Origin of the sequence: Fictibacillus sp. 23RED33, assembly GCF_015903925.1 — a bacterium.
Classification (GTDB): domain Bacteria; phylum Bacillota; class Bacilli; order Bacillales; family Fictibacillaceae; genus Fictibacillus; species Fictibacillus phosphorivorans.
The window spans coordinates 59,270-84,834 of record NZ_JACZDX010000002.1 but is presented as its reverse complement, the minus strand read 5'-3'; the positions used below and the strand labels follow the sequence as shown (position 1 = coordinate 84,834).

General features: G+C 39.6%; 21 protein-coding genes and 1 riboswitch. Of the genes, 6 read left to right on the top strand and 15 right to left on the bottom strand.

Going from position 1 to position 25,565, the window contains the following annotated elements; translation table 11 throughout:
• Positions 1–4: 4 nt before the first annotated feature.
• Positions 5–1,090, bottom strand: a complete 1,086-nt coding sequence (locus IHV09_RS08875) for an O-antigen ligase family protein (protein WP_197264230.1) — start codon at positions 1,088–1,090, stop codon at positions 5–7.
• Positions 1,091–1,838: 748 nt separating this feature from the next.
• On the bottom strand, positions 1,839–2,402 hold the full coding sequence (locus IHV09_RS08870) for a hypothetical protein (protein WP_197264229.1): 564 nt from the start codon (positions 2,400–2,402) through the stop codon (positions 1,839–1,841).
• Between the two features lie 116 nt (positions 2,403–2,518).
• Here IHV09_RS08870 and IHV09_RS08865 point away from each other — a divergent pair, with 116 nt between their 5' ends.
• Together IHV09_RS08865 and IHV09_RS08860 are read left to right on the top strand one after the other, a co-directional pair.
• Positions 2,519–2,950 (top strand): hypothetical protein, encoded by a 432-nt coding sequence (locus tag IHV09_RS08865; RefSeq protein ID WP_197264228.1) that lies wholly within the window; start codon positions 2,519–2,521, stop codon positions 2,948–2,950.
• A gap of 101 nt (positions 2,951–3,051) precedes the next feature.
• Positions 3,052–4,740, top strand: a complete 1,689-nt coding sequence (locus IHV09_RS08860) for a bifunctional metallophosphatase/5'-nucleotidase (protein WP_231618231.1) — start codon at positions 3,052–3,054, stop codon at positions 4,738–4,740.
• Positions 4,741–4,798: 58 nt separating this feature from the next.
• Here IHV09_RS08860 and IHV09_RS08855 read toward each other — a convergent pair whose 3' ends face one another.
• The 11 genes from IHV09_RS08855 to IHV09_RS08805 all read right to left on the bottom strand — a co-directional run bounded on the left by IHV09_RS08855 (position 4,799) and on the right by IHV09_RS08805 (position 16,407).
• Positions 4,799–5,137, bottom strand: a complete 339-nt coding sequence (locus tag IHV09_RS08855; RefSeq protein WP_197264227.1) for a hypothetical protein — start codon at positions 5,135–5,137, stop codon at positions 4,799–4,801.
• Positions 5,138–5,493: 356 nt separating this feature from the next.
• A complete protein-coding gene (locus tag IHV09_RS08850) occupies positions 5,494–6,534 on the bottom strand; it encodes a hypothetical protein (RefSeq protein WP_197264226.1) in 1,041 nt (346 codons plus the stop codon).
• Positions 6,535–6,554: 20 nt separating this feature from the next.
• Entirely contained in the window at positions 6,555–7,013 is a 459-nt protein-coding gene (locus IHV09_RS08845; protein ID WP_197264521.1) for an MgtC/SapB family protein, read from the bottom strand.
• Positions 7,014–7,061: 48 nt separating this feature from the next.
• Entirely contained in the window at positions 7,062–7,829 is a 768-nt protein-coding gene (locus IHV09_RS08840) for a glycerophosphodiester phosphodiesterase family protein (RefSeq protein WP_197264225.1), read from the bottom strand.
• A 312-nt stretch (positions 7,830–8,141) separates the two neighbouring features.
• Entirely contained in the window at positions 8,142–9,431 is a 1,290-nt protein-coding gene (locus tag IHV09_RS08835) for an ABC transporter substrate-binding protein (protein WP_197264224.1), read from the bottom strand.
• Positions 9,432–9,460: 29 nt separating this feature from the next.
• Positions 9,461–10,201 carry a carbohydrate ABC transporter permease gene (locus IHV09_RS08830; protein WP_231618265.1) on the bottom strand — a complete coding sequence of 247 codons (741 nt, stop codon included), beginning with the start codon at positions 10,199–10,201 and terminating at the stop codon, positions 9,461–9,463.
• 122 nt (positions 10,202–10,323) lie between these two features.
• Positions 10,324–11,202 carry a carbohydrate ABC transporter permease gene (locus tag IHV09_RS08825; protein ID WP_197264222.1) on the bottom strand — a complete coding sequence of 293 codons (879 nt, stop codon included), beginning with the start codon at positions 11,200–11,202 and terminating at the stop codon, positions 10,324–10,326.
• A gap of 1 nt (position 11,203) precedes the next feature.
• Positions 11,204–12,247 carry an ABC transporter ATP-binding protein gene (locus tag IHV09_RS08820; RefSeq protein WP_197264221.1) on the bottom strand — a complete coding sequence of 348 codons (1,044 nt, stop codon included), beginning with the start codon at positions 12,245–12,247 and terminating at the stop codon, positions 11,204–11,206.
• A 230-nt stretch (positions 12,248–12,477) separates the two neighbouring features.
• Complete coding sequence (locus IHV09_RS08815) at positions 12,478–13,239, bottom strand: DeoR/GlpR family DNA-binding transcription regulator (protein WP_197190029.1); 762 nt, start codon at positions 13,237–13,239, stop codon at positions 12,478–12,480.
• A gap of 120 nt (positions 13,240–13,359) precedes the next feature.
• Positions 13,360–14,463: an alcohol dehydrogenase catalytic domain-containing protein gene (locus tag IHV09_RS08810; protein ID WP_370568957.1), complete on the bottom strand. Its 1,104-nt coding sequence runs from the start codon at positions 14,461–14,463 to the stop codon at positions 13,360–13,362.
• A gap of 306 nt (positions 14,464–14,769) precedes the next feature.
• Positions 14,770–16,407 carry a ribulokinase gene (locus tag IHV09_RS08805; protein ID WP_197264220.1) on the bottom strand — a complete coding sequence of 546 codons (1,638 nt, stop codon included), beginning with the start codon at positions 16,405–16,407 and terminating at the stop codon, positions 14,770–14,772.
• 217 nt (positions 16,408–16,624) lie between these two features.
• Positions 16,625–16,710, top strand: a riboswitch (cyclic di-GMP riboswitch).
• An 83-nt stretch (positions 16,711–16,793) separates the two neighbouring features.
• On the opposite strand from IHV09_RS08805, the gene IHV09_RS08800 reads away from it, so the two are divergent.
• Positions 16,794–18,095, top strand: a complete 1,302-nt coding sequence (locus IHV09_RS08800) for a S1C family serine protease (protein ID WP_197264219.1) — start codon at positions 16,794–16,796, stop codon at positions 18,093–18,095.
• A gap of 44 nt (positions 18,096–18,139) precedes the next feature.
• On the opposite strand, the gene IHV09_RS08795 is transcribed toward IHV09_RS08800, so the two are convergent.
• Both IHV09_RS08795 and IHV09_RS08790 read right to left on the bottom strand, forming a co-directional pair.
• The gene (locus IHV09_RS08795; RefSeq protein WP_197264218.1) at positions 18,140–19,414 is read right to left on the bottom strand and encodes an alpha/beta hydrolase; all 1,275 of its coding nucleotides are present in this window, start codon (positions 19,412–19,414) and stop codon (positions 18,140–18,142) included.
• Positions 19,415–20,256: 842 nt separating this feature from the next.
• The gene (locus IHV09_RS08790; RefSeq protein WP_197264217.1) at positions 20,257–22,509 is read right to left on the bottom strand and encodes an FAD-dependent oxidoreductase; all 2,253 of its coding nucleotides are present in this window, start codon (positions 22,507–22,509) and stop codon (positions 20,257–20,259) included.
• A gap of 181 nt (positions 22,510–22,690) precedes the next feature.
• On the opposite strand from IHV09_RS08790, the gene IHV09_RS08785 reads away from it, so the two are divergent.
• The 3 genes from IHV09_RS08785 (at position 22,691) to IHV09_RS08775 (ending at position 25,556) form a co-directional block, all read left to right on the top strand.
• Positions 22,691–23,503, top strand: a complete 813-nt coding sequence (locus IHV09_RS08785; RefSeq protein WP_197264216.1) for an AraC family transcriptional regulator — start codon at positions 22,691–22,693, stop codon at positions 23,501–23,503.
• A gap of 239 nt (positions 23,504–23,742) precedes the next feature.
• Entirely contained in the window at positions 23,743–24,672 is a 930-nt protein-coding gene (locus IHV09_RS08780) for an ABC transporter permease (protein WP_197264215.1), read from the top strand.
• Complete coding sequence (locus tag IHV09_RS08775) at positions 24,669–25,556, top strand: ABC transporter permease (RefSeq protein ID WP_197264214.1); 888 nt, start codon at positions 24,669–24,671, stop codon at positions 25,554–25,556. The genes IHV09_RS08780 and IHV09_RS08775 overlap by 4 nt, the downstream gene beginning before the upstream one ends.
• The last annotated feature ends 9 nt before the right edge of the window (positions 25,557–25,565 follow it).

Below are 25,565 nucleotides of genomic sequence, written 5' to 3'. Positions count from 1 at the left end.
CGTGTTATGAAGGGGTTTGATTTTTGGGGTTCTTCGATGCTTTCAAAGTATTCCACCAAATCCATTTTCCTGTGAAAATCCATATAGACGGATTGATTAAATAAAGTCTTGCCGTGTATTTGTCCCATGAAGCAAGTATGATTATTGCCATGATCGCTACCTGCGGTGAATACAAAACATGATCCACAATTCCCGTTAAGAGTATTACAGGCAAAGATAGAAGATACACATCTAGAAACTTCTTATCCGTTTCTTTCGAGAGAAATAGCCATGTCACCTTATATCCATTAATAAGTATAACAATAAGAAAGGCAATCCCTCCAAGTGATCCGTACTCTGCGAACATACTAAGGATAATGTTATGTGCATGCGGAATTTTTTCATGATAATGGAAAAAATATTCTTGATAAAAACCAATTGGTGAAGTGCCAAATAAAGAGTGGTTCTGCCAGATTTCAAATGAACGGATCCAAATTTCTTTTCTAACATCAGCAGACCGAATCAGTTCGTTATAACGAGGCATCCAGGTCAGAATTAATCTATAATTTAGAACAAGAAATGTAATTAGCACGAGTGCAAATAGCTTGTTCCATCTAAACGTAAAAAGAGTCAAGATGACGATTGAGATGCAAAAGCCTGCTCTTGACCCAGTTAGAATGATGGCATGTAGAAAGAACAGAACAGTCACCATGATAATTCCCAATTGAATCCAGCAAGATTTTCTTATTGATTTTAAGCATTCTGCTAGAAGAAACGATAGTCCGAAAAGCAGTAATGCAACAGAAAAATTCGGGTTATACGCAGCTCCAATCAATCTCTCATATTCCTCTATATGAGTTGCACCAACCAACGTTGTTCCTGTTAAAAAACTGGAAATTGGATGTGTCATAAGTTCTTGTTGAAAAGGATATAGACCATAACAATAAAGTCCACCTGCAATGGTTAACCATTTAAAAGAAGTAAATGTTCTTTGTACGCCATCGGCTGACATTTTAACGTAAATTCCCATATATGCTAGAATTAGTGCTGATACTAAAAAAAACGAATAATTTTTCATTATAATAGAAGATCCAATTGTAGAAATAAACATACTCCCAAATAAAAATTGACCTAGTGTAAATGAAAAGAGACGACCCTCCTTCCATACGCGATGTAAAGAGTGCCAACCAATAAACATTAGTAACAATAAGCCAACAGGAGGCAAGAAAAAACACAACCCGATACTTACCTCGAAATGGTATTTCTTTAGATACTTGTAAATAAACTTCATAGATCTTACCTCTTCTAGTTATAAGTTCAATTACAAAATCAAATATTTACTCATCTTACTAAAAAAAGAAGATATTATACTGATATTTACAGTAACAATGTGTATTCTTAACATAGTTTTACAAATGGAGGTTTGGTTGTGGGTATAAGTAGGATTTTGACAGGTGGTTGAGAGCGGATATCAAGAATTATGAGTGACTTATCGAGAAAACAAAGTTTGATATCAAGAATCTTAGAACTGATATCAAGAATAAAGAGAATATCAAGAAAAACCAGGTTATAGATTCCAAGAACTAGTTCACCATAGCTCGTACGATAAAAACTACTAAAATCCAAAATGGTATGGATAAAAGCAGTCCCCAAAAGCAGCCTTTACCGAAAGATCGTTCTTCATTCATATTAGTCCCCTACCCATCTAGAATATAACTATTTACAGCATCTCACATTTCGATATCTTCTAAACATTATATCTATCAGGAATAAGGCAACTATTAACCTCTATCAGTCTCTTTAAGAAAGCAAAAAAAAAGAGACATGACACAAAACTAGTCAGCCTCTCCTCACTTATTTTACTCACGAATCTGCCATAAAACGAGATCTATTTTCTTTGTATCTGTTAATCCTGTTTCTGGATACTCCGTGTCGAACATCCGGATGATCTCCTTAGCTTCTTCTGTTTCTAAGTACATCCCATACCATGCCACAATTTCGTTATACAATGAGATAATTTTACTAATCCTATGTTTATCATATTGGGCTGGCTCTTTTAACCCTAAATTATTCAACACTACTCTATCCCAAACAGGCAGATCAGGATTAATCGTTGCTACCAGTTTGCTAGAAAAGGATGCCTCCACCCTGTTTAATTTCTCGTACATGTGCATCAAAGTCTCCGCAAATGTTGGAGTCTTATACTTGTTCGCTTCCATAAACGTATAGAAAGTGTCGTAATAGATTTGATTACGCTGCCTCATCCGATAGAACCCGTTAAACGCTTGTTTAAATGCTAGATTCGTAGATAAATCAACATTGTAAATCATGTTGCGTATGTTTACGTATTTCTTTAAGCCCGGTTCTAACTTTTCCAAAGCTAGATGCACAGAACGTTCATCCCTTTGTGTGGTGACTGTCATAAATATTCATTCCCCTCAATTTCCATCGTATCTTGTATATTTCTGTAAAAAATTGTATTATCCTTTGTTTGCTTTACGTTATAATTACCTTATCTTGTAAAATGGAGTGATCTCGTATGGGGAACGTAACCACCTCTTCAAAAGTAAATAAAAATGTATTAACACTGGATCTGAAGTTGAGGCAATACTCAAACACTACGATTTATACGAAAGGGAATCTCTTTGTGTTATCGCCTTCTGTCCAAAATGCGCACAGCTGGTTTGATATTCGCAAAGTAAACCTCGACCGTTTCCATCAGAAATCCTATACAGGTTACTTGCTCATCCGTTATTTTGATAAATTCCTTCTTACTGAACTTGAATCTTTCACTAAGCAGATGACACCCTCAGACAAATATGTAAACTCTCCAAAAACGGGAACGCATTGGAAGTTTCTTATCAGACCTTCACTACATGCCTATCAAATCATTAATCAACAGACAAAAAATACATACTCTATTAATGAAGTGTCACACGCTGAACTATTAAAAATGTTAAGTTCGTATTAAACTTTTAAATTCAAACTTTAATCGACAAATTTCGACTTTACTTTGCATTATTACATGCTAAATTAATAATAGTGTGACAAATTTGAAGGGATTGTGATGGTATGGTTTTAAATCAAAAGTTTAAAAAATTACTTGCTTCTTCTCTTGCGGTTGGGCTAATTTCTTCCCAAATCGCAGTACCAGCTTTAGCTGATGACCAAGCTCAAGGTAAGAAACATAAGTTTAAGGATCGTACGTTTAATCTATCACTCATGCATACCAACGATACACATGCTCACCTAGATAATGTAGCAAAACGCATAACTGCTATTAAAGAGGTTCGTGCCGAAAAGCCAGATGCCTTACTTTTAGACGCTGGTGATGTGTTCTCAGGAACTCTCTATTTTAACGAGTTTAAGGGACAAGCTGATCTTGAGTTTATGAATCTAGCAGGCTATGACCTTATGACTTTTGGTAATCATGAATTTGATCTTGGTGCTAGCCCTGAAGGTCACGAAGCGCTTGCAGATTTTGTGAAAAATGCAGATTTTCCATTTGTTAGTTCAAACGTTGATTTCTCTAAAGACTTAAATATGAAAGCCCTTACGAATAAAAGAATTCCTCTTAAAGCGAAAGATAGCAACATTTATCCAGCTGTAATCAAACGTGTTAACCATGAAAAAGTTGGATTCATTGGATTAACGACTGAAGAAACTGCAGACATCGCAAGTCCTGAGAACGTTGAATTCAAAAACTATATCGAGTCTGCACAAAAAGCGGTTAGAGATTTAGAACGCCGTGGTGTTAACAAGATCGTAGCGATCACTCACCTTGGATACGATGATAACCCTGAATACGATAACGATTTAACGCTAGCAAAACACGTTGATGGCATCGATGTAATCGTTGGTGGTCACAGTCATACAACATTAAACGCACCTGTCGTCATTAAAGAAGATGAAGAAGGCAAAGTGAAAGATTCAACGGTTATCGTACAAGCCTATCAATATGGTGATTTCCTTGGTACATTGGATGTAGAGTTCAACAGAAAAGGTCAAGTCATCAACCAAGCTGGTAAATTAATTGAAGTGAAAACAAAAACGGAAGATCCAGAAGCTGCTAAACTTTTACAAAAGTACTCTAGCAAAATTGCAGAGTTAAAGAACACTCCAACAGGTGGGGAAACAGCAAAAGCACTTGAGAATCCTCGTTCTGACAACGGCGGAACAAGTGTACGAAGCAACGAAACTGAACTGGGTAACCTCATCACAGATGGTATGTTAAACAAAGCAAAAGAAGTGAATCCGAATGTATCGTTTGCTCTTCAAAACGGTGGCGGAATTCGTGCTCCAATCGATGCTGGTCCGATCACATACGGAGATGTTTTAACAACACTACCATTCGGTAACACGTTAGCAACGATGAAGTTAACAGGTGCTGAGATCAAAACTGCACTTGAGCACAGTGTAAGCCAATCTCCAAAGGAAAGCGGCGGATTCTTACACGTTTCTGGTATGAAATTTACGTATGACAGCACAAAAGCTGCTGGTAGCCGTGTACTTACGATGGAAGTAAAGAATGCTGATGATTCTTACACAGCAATTGATACAGCGAAAGAATACGTAATCGCAACAAATGCCTTCACTGCAAAAGGTGGAGATGGATACACAGTATTCAAAACGGCTTATGAGCAAGGCCGCGTAACAGATCTTGGACTATCCGACTGGGAAAACTTACGTGATTATGTAGCGAAATTAAAGACGGTCGCTCCAAAAGTGGAAGGTCGTATTGTAGATGTAGCGAAGAAATAAGACAGAAAACAAGCTGGCTCTTTAGAAGAGTCAGCTTGTTTTTTTGCGGTGGCGAGCCCTATTTTTCAATAAGTGTTTCGTCGTTTTTGAGATATGCATCACGCCGCTTAAGATAGCGCGAGACTTGAATTTTCTTTATCAGCACCATCATCAAGAAACCAAACACCACGCCCAGCAATGAAACCCAATTTCCGCGTATAAGCATGAACAAATCACCTACAAACATGTAAAAAAACAACGTATACACAGCCGCTAGCATAATGTTAAAGAATTGCAGCTCCTTTATTCGTCTCTTTTCAAAAGCTGTAATAAGTTCGGTATTGCGTGTAGAGAGCAGTTTCCATTCTTGTCTTATGATGATGTAGGGTTCAATAAACCAAATCAATATTCTTTTCATTTTTGTAATTTTCCTAACTTAGTGGGGTTTACTACTATTATAAGCTGTAAGGAGTCATGCGTTAAGTAGTAGAGAAGTATTTTCTTCGGTCGCTACTGCTTCTATCATCTGGAGTTGCACTGATTTGAACCTTCTATGAGTCGTTATCACGTTTCTATGAGTCAAAATCCGGTGTCTATGGGTCGTCCCGTGAATCCTATGAGTCATTCTCACACTTCTATGGGTCTTCGTAAATTCTATGAGTCGTTCCACTCACTCTATGGGTCAAAATCACCTTCCTATGGGTCGTCGCAAAATCATCTTACGAAAAACAAAAAAAGCTTGAGAAATCCCCCAAGCTTCATCAAACAAAATGTCTACTTCACCACGCGACTCAATGGCTTCAATTCATCTATATACAGCAAATTAGACAAGCGATTCGGAGTAAAGTTGGATGCGAATCCTACATATAACTGCGCTTTATGCGGGTGGCGAATATCCGGAACACGAATCCCTAGACCTTCTGGCTCCCTAAATGAAAGACCTTGCCCTCCTGTAAATAACTCCCGATCCACCACTTCACCATTTTCTAGATTCACAACCGTAATATACGTGTTTCCAGTTGGCGCAACAGATCCGTTCGATCCATATGCGTTGCCTTCTAGAAGATAGAGGAAACTGCCGCAGCTTGCAAATCCTTGAAACGTGCCTAGAGAGGGTTGCACCACATCTGCTACAGGTTCATACCTTCCTTCTTTTACATCATCTAACGAAAATACGCCAAAATGAAAGACACCATTCACTCGATAACGCATGGTAAGCAGGTTGTTGGCAGAATCAATGTTTACCGTCGTTCGATCGGCTCCTTCTATTAAACGGTGTTTTTCTAAAGAATCCGAATCAGGCGTTAATATAGTACTATCTTGAAACGGAAAACGCGCCAGCTGTGTTCCCCATCCATCTTTGCCTTCAGCAACAGAATCAGTTTCGGACCAAATATAAGGAACTCCATTCTCTGTTTCAATTCCCATCTGCACACCGTGACCAAAGCCTTTTAAATACATATAACCGAGTTTGTTTCCTTCTAGATCAAGTTTCGTTAACGTCAGATCTCCATTCAGACTACGAGTGGCACCACTCACAGGCGCATCTTCACCTGGCAGTTGGATGCCGCCTGCCATCAGCTGCAAAACGTAAACATGCCCATTGATATCATCGAACCCAAAAGATTGTTGAACCGTTCCATTATGTAGGGCTTTATTCCGAAATAGTTCATGTGCGGGAGCCTTAAGGTCAAACACTTTTGAATGCGGGACGCTTTGTTTTGCACTTGCGGGAATGGATAGACTTAATGAAAGGGCCAACACTGTTATCATACCTACGCTTTTTTTAACAACGTTCGTTTTCCATATATTCATTAGTAGTAGCCTCCTATTCGTTATAAATGCACTTCATTCTTGTTCATTTCCCTTTCAAGACGTGCCATTTTTCTACTCTCCATATGGTTGCCGAGCTTTGCTAACACGAGGGAGATAATAACAGCAAAACTAACAATTCCATAGAAGCCTGCCCCAATACCAATACCAACGCCACCCGCTAATAAAATCATAGCAGCTGATGTGAGACCTTTCACTTGAACACCGTCTTTTATGATGACGCCACCGCCTAGAAAACCAAGACCAGCTACAATCTGCGCCGTCAATCGCATCGGATCCATTCGGATCGTATCGCTCATCGTACTGAACTCATCAACACTGTAAATTGAGATCAACGTAATCAATGTACTCGCTACGCACACGTACATGTATGTTTTGATCCCAGCTGGCTTGCTCTTTGATTCTCTGTCCCAGCCGATCAAAAAGCCTAAGATAGCACTGATCAGAACACGAAGATACATCTCATAATTCACTATAAAAGGAAAGGATATATGCAAGGTCGTCCTCCTTTAACTTTTGATTTCATCTTTTAGTTTCTTTCGTTCCTCCAGTGCGGGTATCGGATTGTTACACGTTAAAACGTTGATGCCTAATCCTAAAGCTTGAGTCACTTGCTCCTCTGTATCCGGACAATAACACCAGCTTAAAATACCTAATTCCATAAATTTCTCTATTAAATCAGGAGTAAGCAGCTTCATACTAATGCCCGCTGCCCACATTTTCGAATAGGTTCCGTTTGGTCCTGGTACAAAGTTGAACATCAATTCCCCCGGAAAGCCTTGTGTCCGAAGATCATAAACATCATGAATATACGCAACGATTTCTGCATCAAAACTCGTAAACACACATCGCGGTAGATAATCGTAATCCTTTAACGTTTGAATGGCTGCAGCCGCCACACGTTTTGCATCAGGACTTGGTTTAATTTCTACATTAAAAAGAACGTCAGGATACGTTTTTAACAACTCACAAAATTCCTCTAAAGTCGGAATCGTATGGAATTGTCCATCAACATCTACTCCTGCAGATAAACTTTTTAGCTCAGTAAGGGTAAAATCACTAACTTTTCCTGTACCGTTCGTCGTTCGATCCACCGTATCATCGTGAATGACCATGAGTACGGAATCTTTTGAAAAGCGAAGGTCGAATTCGAGCATATCCACTCCAGCATCAAGCGCTTTTTGAAACGCGATAAGTGTATTCTCAGGGTACTTTGCCATAAATCCGCGATGGCCCGCGATAAAAAAGGTATCGGTGTTTTTTAGTTGCTCGATCATTTGTTTCATCCTTTCAGTTAGAAAATAGCAAAGTCTTTGCAGCTCTTGACAGCAGTTGATTTCCGTTCCAGGTTGCTCGCTTTCCGCGGGGTGTGCGGTGAGCCTCTTAGCGCTATGCGCTATTAAGAGTCTCACCTGTCCCACTGCTCCCGCAGGAGTCTCGCACCTTCACTTCAATCAACTATCTAAGAAGGAAAAACATTTAAGTTCACTTTCAAAAAAAGATACATAAAAAAATAAAACAAAAAACCTAGAGTCATCAGTTAGACGTATTGAACTGACTGCATTCCTCTAGGCTTTTTGGTCATTCCATTAACTTTCAGAGAGGATTCTCTCTACTTCACCTTTGAATTGATCAAGGGTTGGTTCGATTTCTTCATCATCGTACATGATCGCTTCAATAGCTGAGAAGAACTCATGCATCGTCTCTGGCCAAACGACACTCTTATTGTTGTCTACTGCATATTTTAACTGATCATACGCTGTTTTCTTGTTCGGCTCTTTTGCCCATAGATCTTGAATTTCTTTGGAGTCTACCATTTTTTCTGTAAACGGAAGGTATCCTGTTTCAACGATAAACTGTTGTAATCCCTTCGGATCTTCCATCATGAAATCAATGAACTTCCAAGCAGCTTCTTTGTTTTCAGATCCTGCAAGCATCGCAACGTTCCCGCCACCTGTTGGCGTAGCGTGGATTTTATTTTTAGGTAGAAAAGCCGTTACATACTCAAAGTCTGTATTCTGGTTGATGTCACCGATTACCCCTGTAGATTGGAACATAAGAGGCACTTTTCCAGCAGCAAACATTTGGTTGACGATGTTTCCTGAATCCTGTGCTGGCGGGTAATAAAGAGCTCCTGTCTTCTGCATGTCTTTTAAGTATTGAAACACTTTAACGCCAACATCATTTTTAGCAAATCCGATAGACGTTTTATCTTTGTTAAAATAAGTACCTTTTGATTGAGAGATCATGGCGATTGGGTACCACGTATCGTAAGGCATCGTAAGGCCATATCGTGTTACTTTGTCGCCTTCTTTAACAACAAGTGCATTTGCTACTTCGTTTAATTCATCCCAAGTTGTAGGAACTTTTAAGCCTTTTTCATCTAAAATCGTTTTGTTCACGTGAAGAATAGGTGTTGAACGGTTTAATGGCAAGGATACTAGCTTATCATTGAATGTTGAATGACCCATTAGACCTTTTGTAAAATCACCCTTCTTCAAGCCGCTTTCTTTTAGATAAGGTGTCATGTCTTCAAGCACTTCAGACTCTGCAAACTGTTGGACATATGAACGTTCAAGCATCGTAACATCAGGACCTGTACTTGCTGAGATCGATTGTTGAAGCTTAGTCGACGTTTCATCATACGTTCCTTGGAAAGTACCGACTACCTTCACTTCATCCTGGCTATCATTGAATCTTTGAATCAACTGATCCATGAACTCGCCGTTCTTACCGCCTAATGAATGCCAGAATTGAATCGTTGCCGTACCGCCTTCTTTGGACTTCGTACCGCTGGTTTTCTCAGTTTCCCCTTGGCAACCTGCAAGCATCATAAACACCAATACAGCCATTGCACTTAATACGTACTTCAATTTCATAACATAACCCTCCCCATCTTTTATATAACTTATTTGATACCTGAATACACAAAAGCTTTGACGATCTGTTTGGAACATAATAAGTAAACGATTAGAATCGGAATAACTAATACCACGTTACCAGCCATAATAATGTGCCAGTTACTGATTCCTTCAGATTGCTTTAACATTGCAATACCAAGCGTTAACGGCCGAACTTCATTTGAATCTGTCATAACGAGCGGCCAGAAATAATCATTCCAGTGACTGACAAAACTAAAGAGTGCGATTGTAGCGAGTGCCGGTTTTGCCATCGGCGTCATGATTTTCCACATGATCTTAAATTCACTCGCATTGTCGAGTCTCGCAGCTTCAATAATCTCCTCAGGAATCTGCATGAAATATTGCCGGAGCAAGAAGATTCCAAACGCGTTAGACATAAACGGCAGAATCTGCGGAATCAATGTCTTGATCAAACCCCAATCTGCCATCATTAAGTAGATCGGGATAAAAGTTACCTGCCCTGGCATCATAAACGCGATTAACACGAGAGCAAAAAGCACATTTTTTCCGAAGAACTCATATTTAGCGAACGCATAGGCTGCCGGAATCATTACAAGAAATTGAATGACGATAATCGACACAGTGATGATGATAGAGTTCTTGGCATAAGTTGCAAACGGACCTGATGTCATCGCTTCTACAAAGTTGATCCATTGCGGTGAAGACGGGATCAATGTAGGCGGAACGCTGAGTGTCTCTTGAAACGTCTGAAGCGAGGTCGAGATCATCCATAGGAACGGAAAAATAAAGGCGAATAAGATGGCTGCTTTTAGCAAGAAATCTACCGACAACCAAACGTTATATTTTTTCAAAACCTATGATCCCCCTTTCTATCTAGCTTTCTATAAACTTATTGATAATGAACTTTCTTCGACATCAAACGGAAGTAGATAAACGTTAGTATTCCGATAATGACCATCAACACGACGCCAGTAGCGGCCGCATAACCAATGTTTGTCGTTCTGAATCCATAAATATAGTAGACGAGCGTATTCGTTGCATTGTTCGGTCCACCACCTGTCATGATTCGAACCGTATCAAAGACTTTGAACGAGCCGATCGTCATGATGATCAAGATAAAGAACATTTGTGGTGAGATGAGCGGCAGTGTAATTCTGCGGAACACTCTGAATCTACTCGTGTTATCGAGTTCCGCCGCCTCATAGATATTTGGCGATATGCCTTGCAGTGCTGCGACCAAAATGAGAACGTAATACCCAATGCCGTGCCAAACCGATACGATAATAATAGAAAAAAGTGCTGTTTTCGAGCTTTGTAGCCATTGTGATGTTGGAAGACCTAGTTTTTCTAGAGCAAAATTCAGAAACCCTAGATTCGGTTCCATCAGCCATAGCCATACGAGTGAAACGGAAACGATTGAAATGATATGTGGGGTGAATATTCCCGCTTGGATAATATAATTCAAGCGTGTTTGTTTTTTGAGCCATACCGCAAAAAACAAGGAGATGAGCATCGTCAGAACAACAACGCCACCCGTGTAGATCACGGTGTTCGTAAGCGACTTATAAAAATCAGGTCTGTTGAAAATTTGAATATAGTTATCAAAACCAACATACCGACTCATCGCACTGTTCAATAAATTGTATTTGAAGAAGCTAAGGTAGACTAAATAGAGCATCGGATAGATCACAAACAAAAAGATACCAATCATGGCCGGGCCGATCATGACATAAGGTCTACAGGTTTCCCAGAACGTCTTTTTCTTCATATCAATAACCTCTTAAAGCTTCAAGATACGAGGAATAACGTTCATGATCTTTTCTGATTCGTGTCCCTTCTGAATCGAATAGATAAAGCTTATCTTCAGGGACCCCTATGTGTATATTTTGGTTTACTTTGTAGAAGGCATAATTGCTTTTCAGCATGAACGCGCTATCTTTGTACTTCATTTGGTAAAGTGTTTCTGAGCCAAGCATCTCACGCGTCGCAATCTCGCCTTCCATACTCAAATATTCATCGACCGGCGTGTCTGACGTTTGCGCGCTTTCTGGACGGAATCCAAACTTGACACCATCTAAACCAAGTTCTCCGATATTCATCGGTGGCGTTCCGATAAACTGAGCCACGAAGAGGTTGTTCGGTTCATGATAAATTTCTTCAGGTGCTGCCTCTTGCTGAATCAATCCGTTATTCATCAGCACGATCGTATCTGCCATCGACATAGCTTCCACCTGATCATGTGTTACATAAACAAAGGTAGTACCTAACTTTTTATGAAGCTCGATCAGGTCGAGTCGCATCTGAGCTCGTAGTTTGGCATCTAGGTTAGACAGTGGTTCATCCATTAAGAACACGGAAGGCTCCTTAACCATCGCACGAGCCAACGCCACACGCTGACGCTGTCCGCCAGAAAGGGTGGAAGGCTTTCGGTCCAGATAGTCCGTCAGACCAACAGCAGCACTGATGCTTTCTACCAACTTTGTTCGTTCTTCTTTTTTTACTTTGTTATTCTTAAGTCCAAATTCAATATTCTCTCTTACAGACATCGTCGGATAGATCGCATAGTTTTGAAAAACCATGGCCACTCCTCGTTTTCCAGGTGCAACCGCTGTGACATCATCTCCATTGATCAAGACAGCTCCTGAGCTCTGCGGCCCAATTCCAGCGATCATCCTTAACAATGTCGTCTTCCCGCATCCTGATGGACCTACCAAAACGGTAAACGTTCCATCTTTGATTGTGAGGTTAAGATCTTTAATAATATCTTTTTTCTCGAACTCTTTCGTTACATTCACAAACTCAATAGATGCCATTGACGCTCCCCCTTTTGCAAACAACTTTCTCTGCTTAAACATTTACAATATCTTAATAAAGCGCTTACAAATATAAAAAGTCTTTACAAATGCACTATAATGATTGTTTTTGTTGATTTATATTAAATTTAAAGAATATTACCAAAATTGTCAATCACTTTTCGCTCGAATTTGTTTGTTTTTACATTATATTTACATTTAAGTGTTCGTTAATGTTCGTTTAGTCACATTTAAGAAATAATAATCTCTATTCCACTTTCTTTGAACTGTTGAATCTGTGTATCTGAAGCTTCTTCACCTGTAATGAGTTTATCTACCTTATTGATTGGTGAAACCATGTGAAGAGAAACACCGCCTAGTTTCGTGTGATCGGTAACGACGATCACTTCACTAGCAGCGTTAATCATTTCCATCTTCGCTGGCACAAAAAGCTCTTCAAAATGAGTTAGTCCTTTTTTAGGATGAATGGCAGGTGTACCAATGAATGCTTTATGGACATGCAATTTCTTTAGTACATCGTTTGTAAACATACCGTTTAGCATAAAGCTCTCTGGATAAAGCACACCACCTGTCACGATGACTTTTATTCCTTTTGAATCACGAAGCTCTGCAGCTATGTTGATATCATTCGTAACAACGGTAATATTCGTTTTGTTCGCGATATATTTTGCAATCTGAAACGTCGTCGTCCCCGAATCCAGGATAATACTATCGCCTTCTTGAATCATTTCTGCTGCTTTTTCTCCAATACGCTGTTTTTCCTCCACACGCTCGGTTGCTCGTACAGTGAATGAAGGCTCTGAGTGAATACCTTCTCCTAAAATAACACCGCCGTGCGTTCTTCGTAGATGACCTTCTCTCTCAATTTCAGAAAGATCTCTTCTGATCGTTGCTTCATGCACATTAAACTCCTCAGAAAGCTGCGTGACTGTTGCGATGTTTGTCCTTTTTACAAATTCAATAATCTTCGCTTTTCGTTCTGCTGCTAACATAATGTTCTCCCCTTACATACACTAATTGTTTGTTTCTGTTAGTTTACATGAAATTTGTGTTTTTTTGTGTGTATTTAATAAAAAAGCTTTCCTTCGATTGAAGAAAAGCTTGAATGTTATTTAAGATGCCGACCAGTCAAAATCTAAAATGACTTTTTCCCAATGTCTATGTTCGGATGCCGATTTCATCGCCGTTTGAAAATCCGACAGATTGTGGATCGGTGTATTTCTTTTCGGCAGGATAGCTTGGAGTGTCTTTTGGTACTCTATGTTCTCCATCGCTCTCATCACTGCATGATAATCCGCACTCGAGCTACGGCTGCTGCCATAAAGCGACAGCCCTTTCTCCAGAACATCTCTTGTATTGATCGGAACTCGATCCTCTGAAACACCCATTAAAATGATTGTTCCCCCGCGTGCAGCAAGATCGATTCCTTGGTTGATGGCATGCTCACTAAAAGCTCCACCAGTGCACTCTACAATGATATCTACCTTTTTAGAAGATTTAAAATCATAGTTATGGACTAGCTCTCTTGAAGCAAACGTGAACTGTTTCAGCTTCTCATCGATTGCACCAAACACCGTCAAACGCTCAGGGCCAAGATCATACACATGGTGAATCAGAGCCGCGGTCAAATAGCCGACTGGACCATCTCCAAAAACGGCTACCGTCGTGTTTGGAGAGGATTCTAACTTCTGCTTAACGCGACTAAGTGCATGATAAGACACGGTACATAACTCTGAAAGAACGGCTATTTCATTAGGAAGTGAGTCTGGAATAGGGATGGCGCATTCTGCAGGTAGAACTAACCGATTTTGAGCAATTCCGTCATAGCCGCTTCCTAAGAATACATTCTTCTCTCCATAATTGGCGATAAACTCTTGTTGCGAGTACGAACTACACTCTTCAGGATCTCCTTTTTTAAGCAGATGCCCTGGAATATTAGGAACGATCACAACACGATCTCCCACACTTACAGAGTTCGATTTACTTTCAACTACTCTTCCGATTCCCTCATGCAATAGGGCCATTGGAAGTTTCTTAGTAAGCACTTCAGGCTTTCGGTGCCCCATAAAATAACGTAAGTCTGCATGACAGATGCTTGCAATCAGCGGTTCAACAACCACTTCACCTTCATTAATCGTTCGATTAACGGTAACCTCTTCCATCTGATAAGGACCTAATAAACGATACGTCCTTGAATGGATTGACTGTTCCTGCACAAATCATTCCTCCTCGTATGAAGACCGGTAGTTATTCATTGTTCGTTTTCGCTCAGTTAAAGTTCATTTATGCTCGTTAATGTAAATAATAGTCATACGTTGTTTGTCTGTCAAGAATTTTAAGCAAAATTGAGCTAAAAGTAGATATAAAAAATACCTTGAAAGGAGTTTCACCCTTCAAGGTCTCTAAAAGAATTATCGGTTACTATTTTTTATCATTTCAAAGTACGAATCTATGAAGCTTTCTTTCAGTTTAAATGGAATGGAGCACCCTTTACGTTTATTGTAAAAAAACCTCAATTACCCCTATACAGTCATTTGCTTTAACCGTTTCATTACATGAGGACGTTTGTAGCCAAATTCGTCATGAATCTCTTTGTACAGTTTAAATAAAGTCTCATATTTTTCAACATGGTTCGGCTTTGGATAGTAAGTCTTTAGAAAAGGTTGATTCATAGATTGTACGACTTCCTCTAACTCCAATCCTCCTGCAGCAGCACCTAACATGGCCGCGCCGATTCCGGAAGCATGATCTGTGGAAGACACATGAATCTCTCGGTTAAGGACATCGGCATAAATCTGCATGAGCAGTTCGTTCTTTTGTGGCAGCCCGCCGCAAGCATATACACGGTCAATCGCAATTCCCCATGACTCGAAGTTATCAATAATTATCTTTGACCCGAACGCTGTAGCTTCAAGGTATGCCCGATAAATATCCTCTGGCTTTGTTTGCAACGTGAGACCTATTAAAGTTCCAGTTAAGTTGGAATCGGACAATACGGATCGATTTCCATTATGCCAGTCTAATGCTATCAAGCCAGTTTCCCCTGGTTCCTTTTGAATCGCTAAGGATTCCAGATAAGTAAATAAAGATAGATTTTGTTTCTTGGCTTCCTCCACATAAGAAGATGGAGCTTGTTTCACATACCATCCAAAGAGATCACCAACAGCCGATTGACCCGCTTCATAGGCGTAAAAACCAGGTAGGATGCCATCTTTCACCACCCCTGAGATGCCAGGCACTTGAATAAATTCTTCATTTAGCGTCATATGACACGTAGATGTTCCCATTACCATCGTAAGTTGATTAGAACGTGATGCACCAACACCAAGGAGAGCAGAATGAGCATCAATGATTGAGACTCCAACAGGTAACCCTTTAGGTAATCCTAATGAGTTCGCCACCTCTTCTGTAAGGACACCCGCTCGTTGGCCAACTTTGCCTACTTTTCCTTGTAACTTTGTATGTACCATCTGCCCTAGAGTAGGATTCAATTCTTCAAAGAACTTTTTGGGAAAGCCTTCTTCCTCACTCCAAAAGGCTTTAAATCCAAGAGAACAATTGCTTCTTACCACTTCTCCAGTCAGTTTTGCAACGACCCAATCTCCCGCTTCTAACATGTAGTCGGTAGCTTCATATACTTCAGGTGCATGATTAATCGTCTCAAGACATTTTGGAATAAACCATTCTGTTGATACTGTGAAACCATACCTTTTCAGCCATTCACTTTTTTCAGATAAGGCTTTATCCAACAACGCTTTCGCTTCTTCTTTTGGCCCATGATGCTTCCAAAGTTTTACCCAAGCATGAGGATTATTTTCATATTCTTTTAGCGAACATAAAGGATCTAGGTTTTCTTTCACACAGAGAAATGTTGAGGAAGTAAAATCAATTCCAACCCCAATCAATTCATGAGGACGGATGTTAGCTTCTTTCATAGCAGTAGGAATACCATGGTATAACACATCGAGATAATCTTGAGGATGTTGCAGAGCAAAATCGTGAGGAATCTGAACACTTTGGTCTGTTGGAAGAACATCGACCATTACCCCGTGTTTGTAGGGAACGGTACTTATGGCTTTTATGGATCCAGTGTTAACCTCAACCACAAGTACTCGTCCAGACTCCGTGCCAAAATCAATACCAATAGAATAACCGGACATCTTTACTCACCTCTTATGTAAGCGCTTTTCCATAATCATATAGAATATGTATGGAATTCTCAACATAAATGAACATAAATGAGTTCGGTAGTGTGCAAATATAAACAATTAAAATTTACTAACAAGATTTAAGATATTCATGTAATGGTTCTATAGTCACGAAAAGTTAATGCTATATTGTATTTTTTTCCATATATGATAGGATAAAAGTATGATAACCATATAAAGGCAAACTTATTGAAAAGTAAGGACGCAAAGCCACGGGTCTAAGGTGCTTCACACTACGACAGCCGGGCAGCTAAAGGTATATTCGCATTTAACCTACGGCTAGATTGTAGGTTTTTTATTTTTTATAGGCATACATTTTGAAAGGTGAAATAGACTCGATGAAAAAAATTCTCTTCCATTCTACATTGGTCACTATTGTCCTCATTTGCGGGTTATCTCTAGCCTACTTTCTATTTACAACGATTCCACAAAATCAAGCAAAGCCTGCTGTAACTGAAGTGAAAACCACAACGATAACAAAAGAAGTCGCTGCAAAAGAAAAGCCAAGTTTAAAGTCTATAATAAAAGCAACTCAAGACAAGGTTGTGCAAATTGAGACGTCCAACGGCCAAGGCTCAGGGTTTCTCTATAACAACAAAGGAGATATTGTTACGAATGCCCATGTAGTAGGATATGAAGTTAGCGTAACCATCCGCATGAGCGATCAGCAAACGTATACGGGTAAGGTGATTGGACGCAGTGATCATACAGATATCGCTCTGATTCGTGTTCAAGAGTTAGCAAATACTACTCCATTAAAGATAAAAAAAGAGAAAGCAGAAACTGGTGACGATGTAGTAGCATTAGGCAGTCCACTCGGTTTGCAAAACACAGTAACTGTAGGAATCATCAGTGGATTAGATCGCTCCTTCCAGCTAGATCGCTACTACTATGAGAATATGTATCAAATTACTGCACCTATTTCACCGGGTAATAGTGGAGGACCGATTGTAAGTGGCATAGACGGATCGGTGCTTGGTATTAACTCTGTCAAATACATTAAAGAAAACAATATTGGATTTAGCATTCCTTTGTATGCCGTATTGCCGACGTTAGCAGAATGGTCAAAGAACCCGATGAATCTTCAGCCATATGAAGAAGATCATGATTTTGATTACGAAATACCAGAGTATGATGGAGACCTTTCTGAGGATGAAAACGATGAAGGTGCATATTATGAGGATGGATCAGATTCTGACACGAACACCGGTATGGATGAAGAATACAGCGAAGAGCCTTATGAAGAATACGAGGAAGATGAATATTATGAAGATTACGATGAAGAGTATGAGTCTTCCTACGAAGTAACACCTGATGATGCGGTATACACTGTTGAAGAATACTATAATTATGTGAATGCTGGAGAATATGAGCTAGCTTACGATCTGATTGGCGGTAACTGGAAAGCTTCTTCTCCTTCATTAGAAGTATTTACTGAAGGATATGCACAGACAATATATACTACTATTACGAATTCTTACGTGAGCGATAACGGTGATGGCACATATCAAGTTGATATTACGTTAGAGGCACAAGAATATGTAAATGACACTGAACAAACTTCCATTTATACCATGAGCTATGTGGTCGGAATGGAAGATGATAGACTTAAATTATTAGGTGGAGAAATGGTTAATTAAAACATTACAAACAAACAGCACTGCAACTGCAGCGCTGTTTGTTTTTATTTTATACGAACCGACACTGTATCCCCTACATGTTTCGAACTAAAATCCAACTCAACACGCAATCTTCCCTCATCATCAGCCCGTGTCTTCACAACTTTAGCACCTCGATCACCTTTAATCTTCACGTGATACTTTCCGTTCGGCTTAAACCAAGGTGCTGTCTGAACATCTGCTTTCCCTGACCCCTGAAGTTTGAATCCTTTCTTCGTCACGTCGGATAATCTAGCAAACTCCATTTTATCTCGATCGAATGTAACATCCCAGCCGTAGATAGAAAAGGATGATTCAGCCGACTTATATTGAAAAGGAATCGGCGCTTCTGGGGGATTATTAAAGATATCCATGAACCGAGGCAACGTTTGGTGCAGATCGCGCTGCCAATAGCCCCACGTATGAGAACCTGGTCCATAACTATCCCACACATGTGAAATATTCAGTTCATCTAACCGATTATGAAGACTCGTTGACATCACAAAGCAAGTCTCTTCAACCGGAGATTCCAAACCACCATCCAACGGTCCGCCCGCTTCACCTGTTCCCGTGTGTATGGCAAGATCTACACCTTCCAAGTTTTCTGCTAGGTCCCAAGGGTTATGGCTTCTCCAAATGATCTCATTCGTTTCTCTGTCACCCCAAACGGTTCCAGGTGGTACTTTTTCCTGGTTCTGAAAGATCGTCTTCTCTAAAAACTCAGGATCTAGGTTCGTATCAAGTACACCTGAAAATGATGCTGCAGCTACAAAAAGATCAGGGTGTCTTGCCGCATAAGACATCGCACCAAAGCCACCCATGGATAAGCCAGCTATCGCTCGTCCTTCTCTCGTTCCTTTTGCACGATAATGTTGTTCCACCCACGGAATGAGTTCTTCCATATGATACTTCTTCCACTGTGGCGTTCCATAGGCACCCCCGTTATACCAATCCGAATAACTCGCACCTCGCCCCGCATCAGGCATAACAACAATCAACGGTAGATCCTCTGTTATCTTTTCAATATCCGTTCGAGCCGTCCATGCTTTGTAGTCACCACAGCAACCATGTAGCAAGTAAAGCACGGGGTATGTTTGCTCTGATTCTTCATACCCTTTAGGCAAAATGACTCGCAGTGATGTCTGTTTTCCTAATGCCGGACTATGAAGTGTAATATCGTGAAGCCTCTCACTTAGGGGAGTGTCTGAAATCAGCTCCACTTGTGCATGAGCTTGTCCACTTGGATAAAGGGGAATTATCAACAGAAATACAAGTAAGCTCTTTAGTAAATTCCGAAACATGGCATGCCCTCCTTTTCTTACCTTAATTTTCCTTATATAAGAATAAGATTACAGGCCATGAGTTGCATTTACAATGAGGCTAAGGGCTTTACGTGAAAGAAGTGATTCTGGGTATAATATCCTTACGAGTTTTTAGCCGAAATTATTGCTTCATTAAAAAAATCCCTGTTATCAGAGATTTCTTTAGCTATTTATATTTTTATTTTTCGCGCTATAAATTCTATATATAATCCCAATAGCTGCAATAACCAACACAACCACAAGGGAAAAAGTCGTTTTGACATAGGTGTTATAACCCATAGCGAGTATAAATGCTAAGAGAATGAATATGTTTAGCATGAATCTAACCCCTTTCTCATAAGTTTCGGGATTTTTCCGACTTTCTATCATAGATATTTAAGAACGCTTCAACTACAAAAAACACGACTAAACCAACAACTAAAATAGTAAATGAATGCGTAATAAGCTCTCTATCTAGTAAAAATTCAAAAAACGAATTAATTAACAGTAACACTGACCATACGGTAAAGGTACACCAGCAAGCAATATTAACATTCCTCCGCTTGATTTTTTCATTGTGCTTGAAGAACATTGACATTCTCCTTTCTAGTTGTACTTATAAATATCCTTTATTTGTAATATTAAACATTTGTTTAATGATGTTCAAAAAAAAATGCTCCTATTTGTTAAAACAAATGAAAAGATAAATTTTAGAAGTAGTATTGCGGAGAAGAAATAAAAATAACCGCACAGAACAACAAGCTAACTACGCGTAACTATATAATGGTAGAAACTCGGAAAAAAGCTTAGATAAAATTTTATCTAAGCCATTCAAGAAGTAATTATTTTAAACGTATTGCCACAACTTCTGCAAAACGGGAGCCATTCGTTGATTCAATCACTAATCGTACAGCATCGGTATTAATTGGCTCACTCAACTGATATTGCTTTCTTCGTGTATGATTGTCTTTCTCTACAATGAGTTCCTTCCACTCGTTATTCTCTTTCTCTAGCGCTTCAATTCTGTAGTCTTTCACTAGTTCAGGAAACGCTTCAAAAGGTGTTCGTTTATCATGCAGATTATTTAAATCCTCATTTACATCATTATTGAAGATTAGCTGTATTTCAGAAATTGTTCTTGTTTCAGGTAACTTTACTTCTAACCATTCTTCCTTCCCATCTTGCATTTCAGATGAGGACCACATATTTGGACCACCATAAGGACGTAGATATCCATTAACTACTTGCTCTGGCATAAACGCATTCGTTTCATCGTGTAAACGGATACAGAAATGGTCACGACCAATAGGTTTTTGGCTCCATTGTACAATCAACTGATTATTATCAATGGCTTGCAGCAACCTTGAGATATTTGCTGATTTTTCTCGCACGAAACCTAGTGTACCTGTTTGAGGTTCTGATGACTGATGGATAGAAACAGCATCATTTTCACGTATGATGATAAAGGCATTTTGAGGCGAATCTGGTGTCCAAGAAAGTTCAGCAGTCACCCAATTCTTTTCCCCTTTTGGAATTCGAACTGTATCACTTGCATGTTGCTCACCTGGTATATAATTCTCTAAGCGTCCTGTGTCCCACAGCTCGACTTGAATCTCTGTATCCTCTTTAGCATCAACTAAAAGATCAACCTTTGTAATCTTAGGTTTAGCTGGCACAACAAACGCAATATCGTTTGTTAGTTGCATAGTTTGTTTTGATACTGGCAATGCCAGGCTCGTTAGTTGACTAGACGCTTCAACCGTAGCACCTTCAGTCAAGTCAGCCTCGTAGGTTACCCCGATCATGGCCGCATCGTTCCACAGTAATTTTTGTTGCAGTTCAGTCATGTGGTTTTCATAAATATCCCTAGGAGTAACCCCTTTATCAACCGCTAAGGCTGCACCTGCACCTGCTGCCTCACCCATTACAGAACACGTCGCCATAACACGAGTAGCACCAAAAGCAACATGGGTCGCACTAATATTTCGACCAGCAAACATCAGGTTACTGACATTTTTAGAATATAGACTTCTAAACGGTATTTGAAAATTCCCGTCTGTACAGAACAACTTTGAAATATATTCGCTTGCATACATACCTTCTGGTGGATGTAGATCGATAGACCAGCCTCCAAATCCAATATTATCATCAAATTCTTTCTGATTTAAAAGGTCATTCTGCGTTAAGATATGGTCTCCAATAAAACGGCGATATTCCCGCTTCCCTGGAACACTCCCCACCCATTCTAGGGTCATGTTTTCTGCATCGAACTCCCCTGAGTTTTTGATATAATCCCAGATCCCATAAATAACAGACCACAATTCATCACGAATATGTTCATTATCATAAAGTGTGTCTAGGTGGGCTTCTCCGCCCCACTCGATCCACCAATAGTAACAACCATTGTCACCCGCCTTGAATACTCGCTTCATCGGAATTGCCGTCTTCGTTATATCTTGAGCAAAACTTGGGGCAACGAATTTCACCGGATGGCCTGCATCCTTTGTATAGAAAAACATCGTACTGCCAAGCGTGATATTATCCGATTTCTCTGGCGCCCATTCTTCTTGAAACTCCTCATACGCTTCGCGTCCGATACGATATTTTGCACCCGCAAGAAACCCAACGAACCCGTCACCTGAGCAATCTAAAAACATAGGACTTTCAAAACGAAGCTTGCGTTCTGATCCCATCATAAAACCAGTAACAGAACGGATTTGCCTATCGTTTTCATCTCCGTCTGCCTCAACTTCATACACATTTGTGTTCAGGAAAAGCTGAATATTCGGTTCTCTCCTTACCGCTTCAAGTACTACCAGATCCCAATAGTATGGGTTTCCATCCGGATTTAAGAATTGATTCTCCGTTAACATCTCACCAATAATTCCTGTTTCACGAGCATAACGATTAACTCCTAGACCAGTAGCGCCTAACACCCAAACACGTATTTCACTACTAGAGTTCCCCCCTAGAACTGGTCTGTTCTGTACGAGCGCTACCTTTTTCCCGAGTCTCGCTGCTGATATTGCTGCAGAAACTCCAGCTAATCCTCCCCCTACAATAGTGATATCTGATTGAACTGTTTCTAGTTTCATATAAGAGCTCCTTTGTCCGCTTATTGGTTACCTTATTCCAAAACAAATCGTTCTTAATTTCCTTAATTCAACAGTTAGTTTAATTTATTTCATTATAAATTTGCTACTAGACTTATAACATGCACTAATGTAACATTGCACATATATTTTATTTCACTTACTAAAAAGAGGAGGGTTGAATTTGGATAAAAGATATTTATGGGTATGTTCGTTAAAACTGTTATCGTATACCTATTTTGAACGCAAGGAAAATTTCGTAATGAATGAAGATATCTATGATTCTTGGATTTTATTCATGATCGATAGTGGGAGCTTCGATTATCAAATCGAGGAAGAGGTTGGAACAGTTGAACCCGGTGATATACTAGTTTGTCCACCAGGAATTACGTTTCGTCGAAAAATTGGAACACCCATCGCACTACATTTTATTAGCTTTGAAGTAGACGAAGATTTAAAGTTGAATCAGTTTGTGTTACCTCGCTTTAAAACTACACTTTCAGACCGATTACGATTAGACTCAGATATTAATTACCTACACAACTATCATTTAACGAATGATCCGAAAGAGTTTATACAGCAGCAACATATGCTCAATGATATTTGGCAGATGCTCTGTAATGAATGGGATAAAGAAATGCATCCTAATGAATATCTGTATCACACTTATTCTGGAGATCCTTTAATGAATGAAGCCTATGAATGGTTGTTGAATAATGCCTATTCAAAATTTAATTTACGTGAGCTCTCTGATTTAGTGGGTTTGAGTCCTGTACAATTTTCCCGCCGATTCCAACGTGAATTTCACATGAAACCGTCCGAGTTTGTAAAAAGGTTACGCATTCTAAAAGTAGCTCGCCTTCTCATCGACACTAATTTAACATTAGAACAAATCGCTGAACGGTGCGGCTATGAGAATGGATTCTATCTTAGTCGTGTATTCAGAGGAGTTATGGGAATGAGTCCTTCTGAATATAGAGTTCAAAACATCGTTTAGAATGATTAATTTCGCATTATTTTGTTTGTTTATGTTGACAAATAATAAAATAACTCTTTATTATGAACACATATAAACATAAACGAACACGAATATCATAAATTCAATATCACGTTAGGAGGTTGTGTAAATCTAACATAAGAATTCAGAACATTAATAATTTTTAGTCTTCTCTAAATTGGTAAACTCATTCATTTCTTTGAATTAATAAGTAGAGTAATAGAAAGGAGCTGTACTCTTTGGCCACATATTTGATCCGAAGATTCATTTATTCGCTCTTTGTAATATGGGGAGCCATTACAATTATCTTTGCAGTGGTCCGAATTATACCAGGTGACCCTGCCGCCGTAATGCTAGGGAGTAACGCTACTCCTGAACAAATACAATCGTTAAAAGAATCTCTTGGTTTGAGCAAACCGCTCATTGTCCAGTATGGGGAATTCATACTGAATGCTGTCCGTTTTGACTTTGGTGAATCTTTTAGACTTGGTGGATCTGCCATTTCACACGTTATGGAAAGGTTGCCATTCACCGTAACACTAGCGTTCACAGCTATTTTATTCGCCATTCTTATTAGTTTCCCCCTTGGGATTCAGGCCGCTCGCAAACCGAATGGGATAGCTGATAAGATGATCTCTTTTATCTCACTATTTGGGCAATCTCTTCCTACCTTTTGGGTGGGTATCGTGTTAATTTTAATTTTTTCAAGAATACTTGGAGTCTTACCTAGTGCTGGAGCAGGTTCAATCTGGCATCTCATAATGCCAGCATTTACGTTATGTCTACCTTTCATCGGTATGATCGTGAGACTTGTTCGAAGCGGAATTTTAGAAGAATTGCGTCAAGGATATGTACAAACGGCTCGCTCAAAGGGGCTCAAGCAAAATTTTATTCTGTACATTCACGTACTTCGCAATGCGCTCATTCCCGTGGTTACCGTATTGGGCTTATTATTAGGAGAATTTATTGGAAGCGCTATCATTATCGAGGTTGTATTTTCTTGGCCAGGAATCGGTCGTCTTTTAATCAATTCCATTTTGTACCGTGATTATGCAGTCGTTCAAGCTGCCGTTGCTTTGATTGCCGTTATCTATATCATCCTCAATCTTGTAGTAGACATTCTGTATGGCTACATCGATCCAAGGGTTACTGTGGAGGAATCGTCATGAATGATGTGAATGTAAAAACTGTCATAAATAATGAGAGCGAATTTATACCCTCTTTTAAAAAACAAATCAACTGGAAGATCGTCATACTTAGCCTTCCTGTTTTTTTCTTTGTACTCACTGCCATTTTTGGGCCTATGATCATAGATTTCAACCCGGTCAATACCGATACAGCCAATCGGGTTCTACCTCCTGGTTCAAAGATTGGTGATGAAATTTCTTGGCTAGGAACAGATCAACTTGGTCAAGATGTTTTAGCCCAGATTATACATGGCGCAAGAATCTCTCTTTCTGTAGCAGTGGCAACTGTTTTAATAGGAGGAGGTATTGGTGTAGTCCTCGGATTACTATCAGGCTATTTTGGTGGCTGGGTAGATGCAGTCATTATGCGTATAGCAGATATTCAGTTATCGTTTCCAACCATTTTATTAGCTATATTAATCGCAGGTGTTTTAGGACCAAGTGTTACCAATGTCATTATCACACTCTCCATCACACGTTGGGTAACTTTTGCCAGAGTAGTCCGCAGTGCAACTCTTACCGCTAAAAATAAAGATTTTGTAGACTCTGCCAGAGTCGTGGGTGCGTCACATCTACGAATTTTGACTAAGTACATCCTGCCTGTTTGTTTATCCCCTTTGTTAGTCGTCGTAACCGTCCAGATAGGATTAGTCATTATCTCTGAAGCTTCACTAAGCTTTTTAGGTTTAGGTACACCTCCAGACAATGCCTCATGGGGATTACTGATTTCTCTTGGTCGTGATTATATTAGTACGGCTTGGTGGATTTCAGTCATGCCTGGTATCGCCTTAGCCATATTAGTTGTTTGTGTTGGATTTTTGGGAGATACATTGAGAGATGAATCTGACCCATATTTAAATAATTAATATATTGGA

Coding starts and splice junctions, on each gene's coding strand:
- IHV09_RS08820 (WP_197264221.1), bottom strand. CDS start 12,247: ATGGCATCTATTGAGTTTGTGAATGTAACGAAAGAGTTCGAGAAAAAA.
- IHV09_RS08835 (WP_197264224.1), bottom strand. CDS start 9,431: ATGAAATTGAAGTACGTATTAAGTGCAATGGCTGTATTGGTGTTTATG.
- IHV09_RS08825 (WP_197264222.1), bottom strand. CDS start 11,202: ATGAAGAAAAAGACGTTCTGGGAAACCTGTAGACCTTATGTCATGATC.
- IHV09_RS08865 (WP_197264228.1), top strand. CDS start 2,519: ATGGGGAACGTAACCACCTCTTCAAAAGTAAATAAAAATGTATTAACA.
- IHV09_RS08805 (WP_197264220.1), bottom strand. CDS start 16,407: ATGTCCGGTTATTCTATTGGTATTGATTTTGGCACGGAGTCTGGACGA.
- IHV09_RS08860 (WP_231618231.1), top strand. CDS start 3,052: ATGGTTTTAAATCAAAAGTTTAAAAAATTACTTGCTTCTTCTCTTGCG.
- IHV09_RS08850 (WP_197264226.1), bottom strand. CDS start 6,534: ATGAATATATGGAAAACGAACGTTGTTAAAAAAAGCGTAGGTATGATA.
- IHV09_RS08830 (WP_231618265.1), bottom strand. CDS start 10,201: ATGATCTCGACCTCGCTTCAGACGTTTCAAGAGACACTCAGCGTTCCG.
- IHV09_RS08800 (WP_197264219.1), top strand. CDS start 16,794: ATGAAAAAAATTCTCTTCCATTCTACATTGGTCACTATTGTCCTCATT.
- IHV09_RS08795 (WP_197264218.1), bottom strand. CDS start 19,414: ATGTTTCGGAATTTACTAAAGAGCTTACTTGTATTTCTGTTGATAATT.
- IHV09_RS08790 (WP_197264217.1), bottom strand. CDS start 22,509: ATGAAACTAGAAACAGTTCAATCAGATATCACTATTGTAGGGGGAGGA.
- IHV09_RS08775 (WP_197264214.1), top strand. CDS start 24,669: ATGAATGATGTGAATGTAAAAACTGTCATAAATAATGAGAGCGAATTT.
- IHV09_RS08875 (WP_197264230.1), bottom strand. CDS start 1,090: ATGTTTATTTCTACAATTGGATCTTCTATTATAATGAAAAATTATTCG.
- IHV09_RS08840 (WP_197264225.1), bottom strand. CDS start 7,829: ATGATCGAGCAACTAAAAAACACCGATACCTTTTTTATCGCGGGCCAT.
- IHV09_RS08855 (WP_197264227.1), bottom strand. CDS start 5,137: ATGAAAAGAATATTGATTTGGTTTATTGAACCCTACATCATCATAAGA.
- IHV09_RS08870 (WP_197264229.1), bottom strand. CDS start 2,402: ATGACAGTCACCACACAAAGGGATGAACGTTCTGTGCATCTAGCTTTG.
- IHV09_RS08815 (WP_197190029.1), bottom strand. CDS start 13,239: ATGTTAGCAGCAGAACGAAAAGCGAAGATTATTGAATTTGTAAAAAGG.
- IHV09_RS08845 (WP_197264521.1), bottom strand. CDS start 7,013: ATGTATCTTCGTGTTCTGATCAGTGCTATCTTAGGCTTTTTGATCGGC.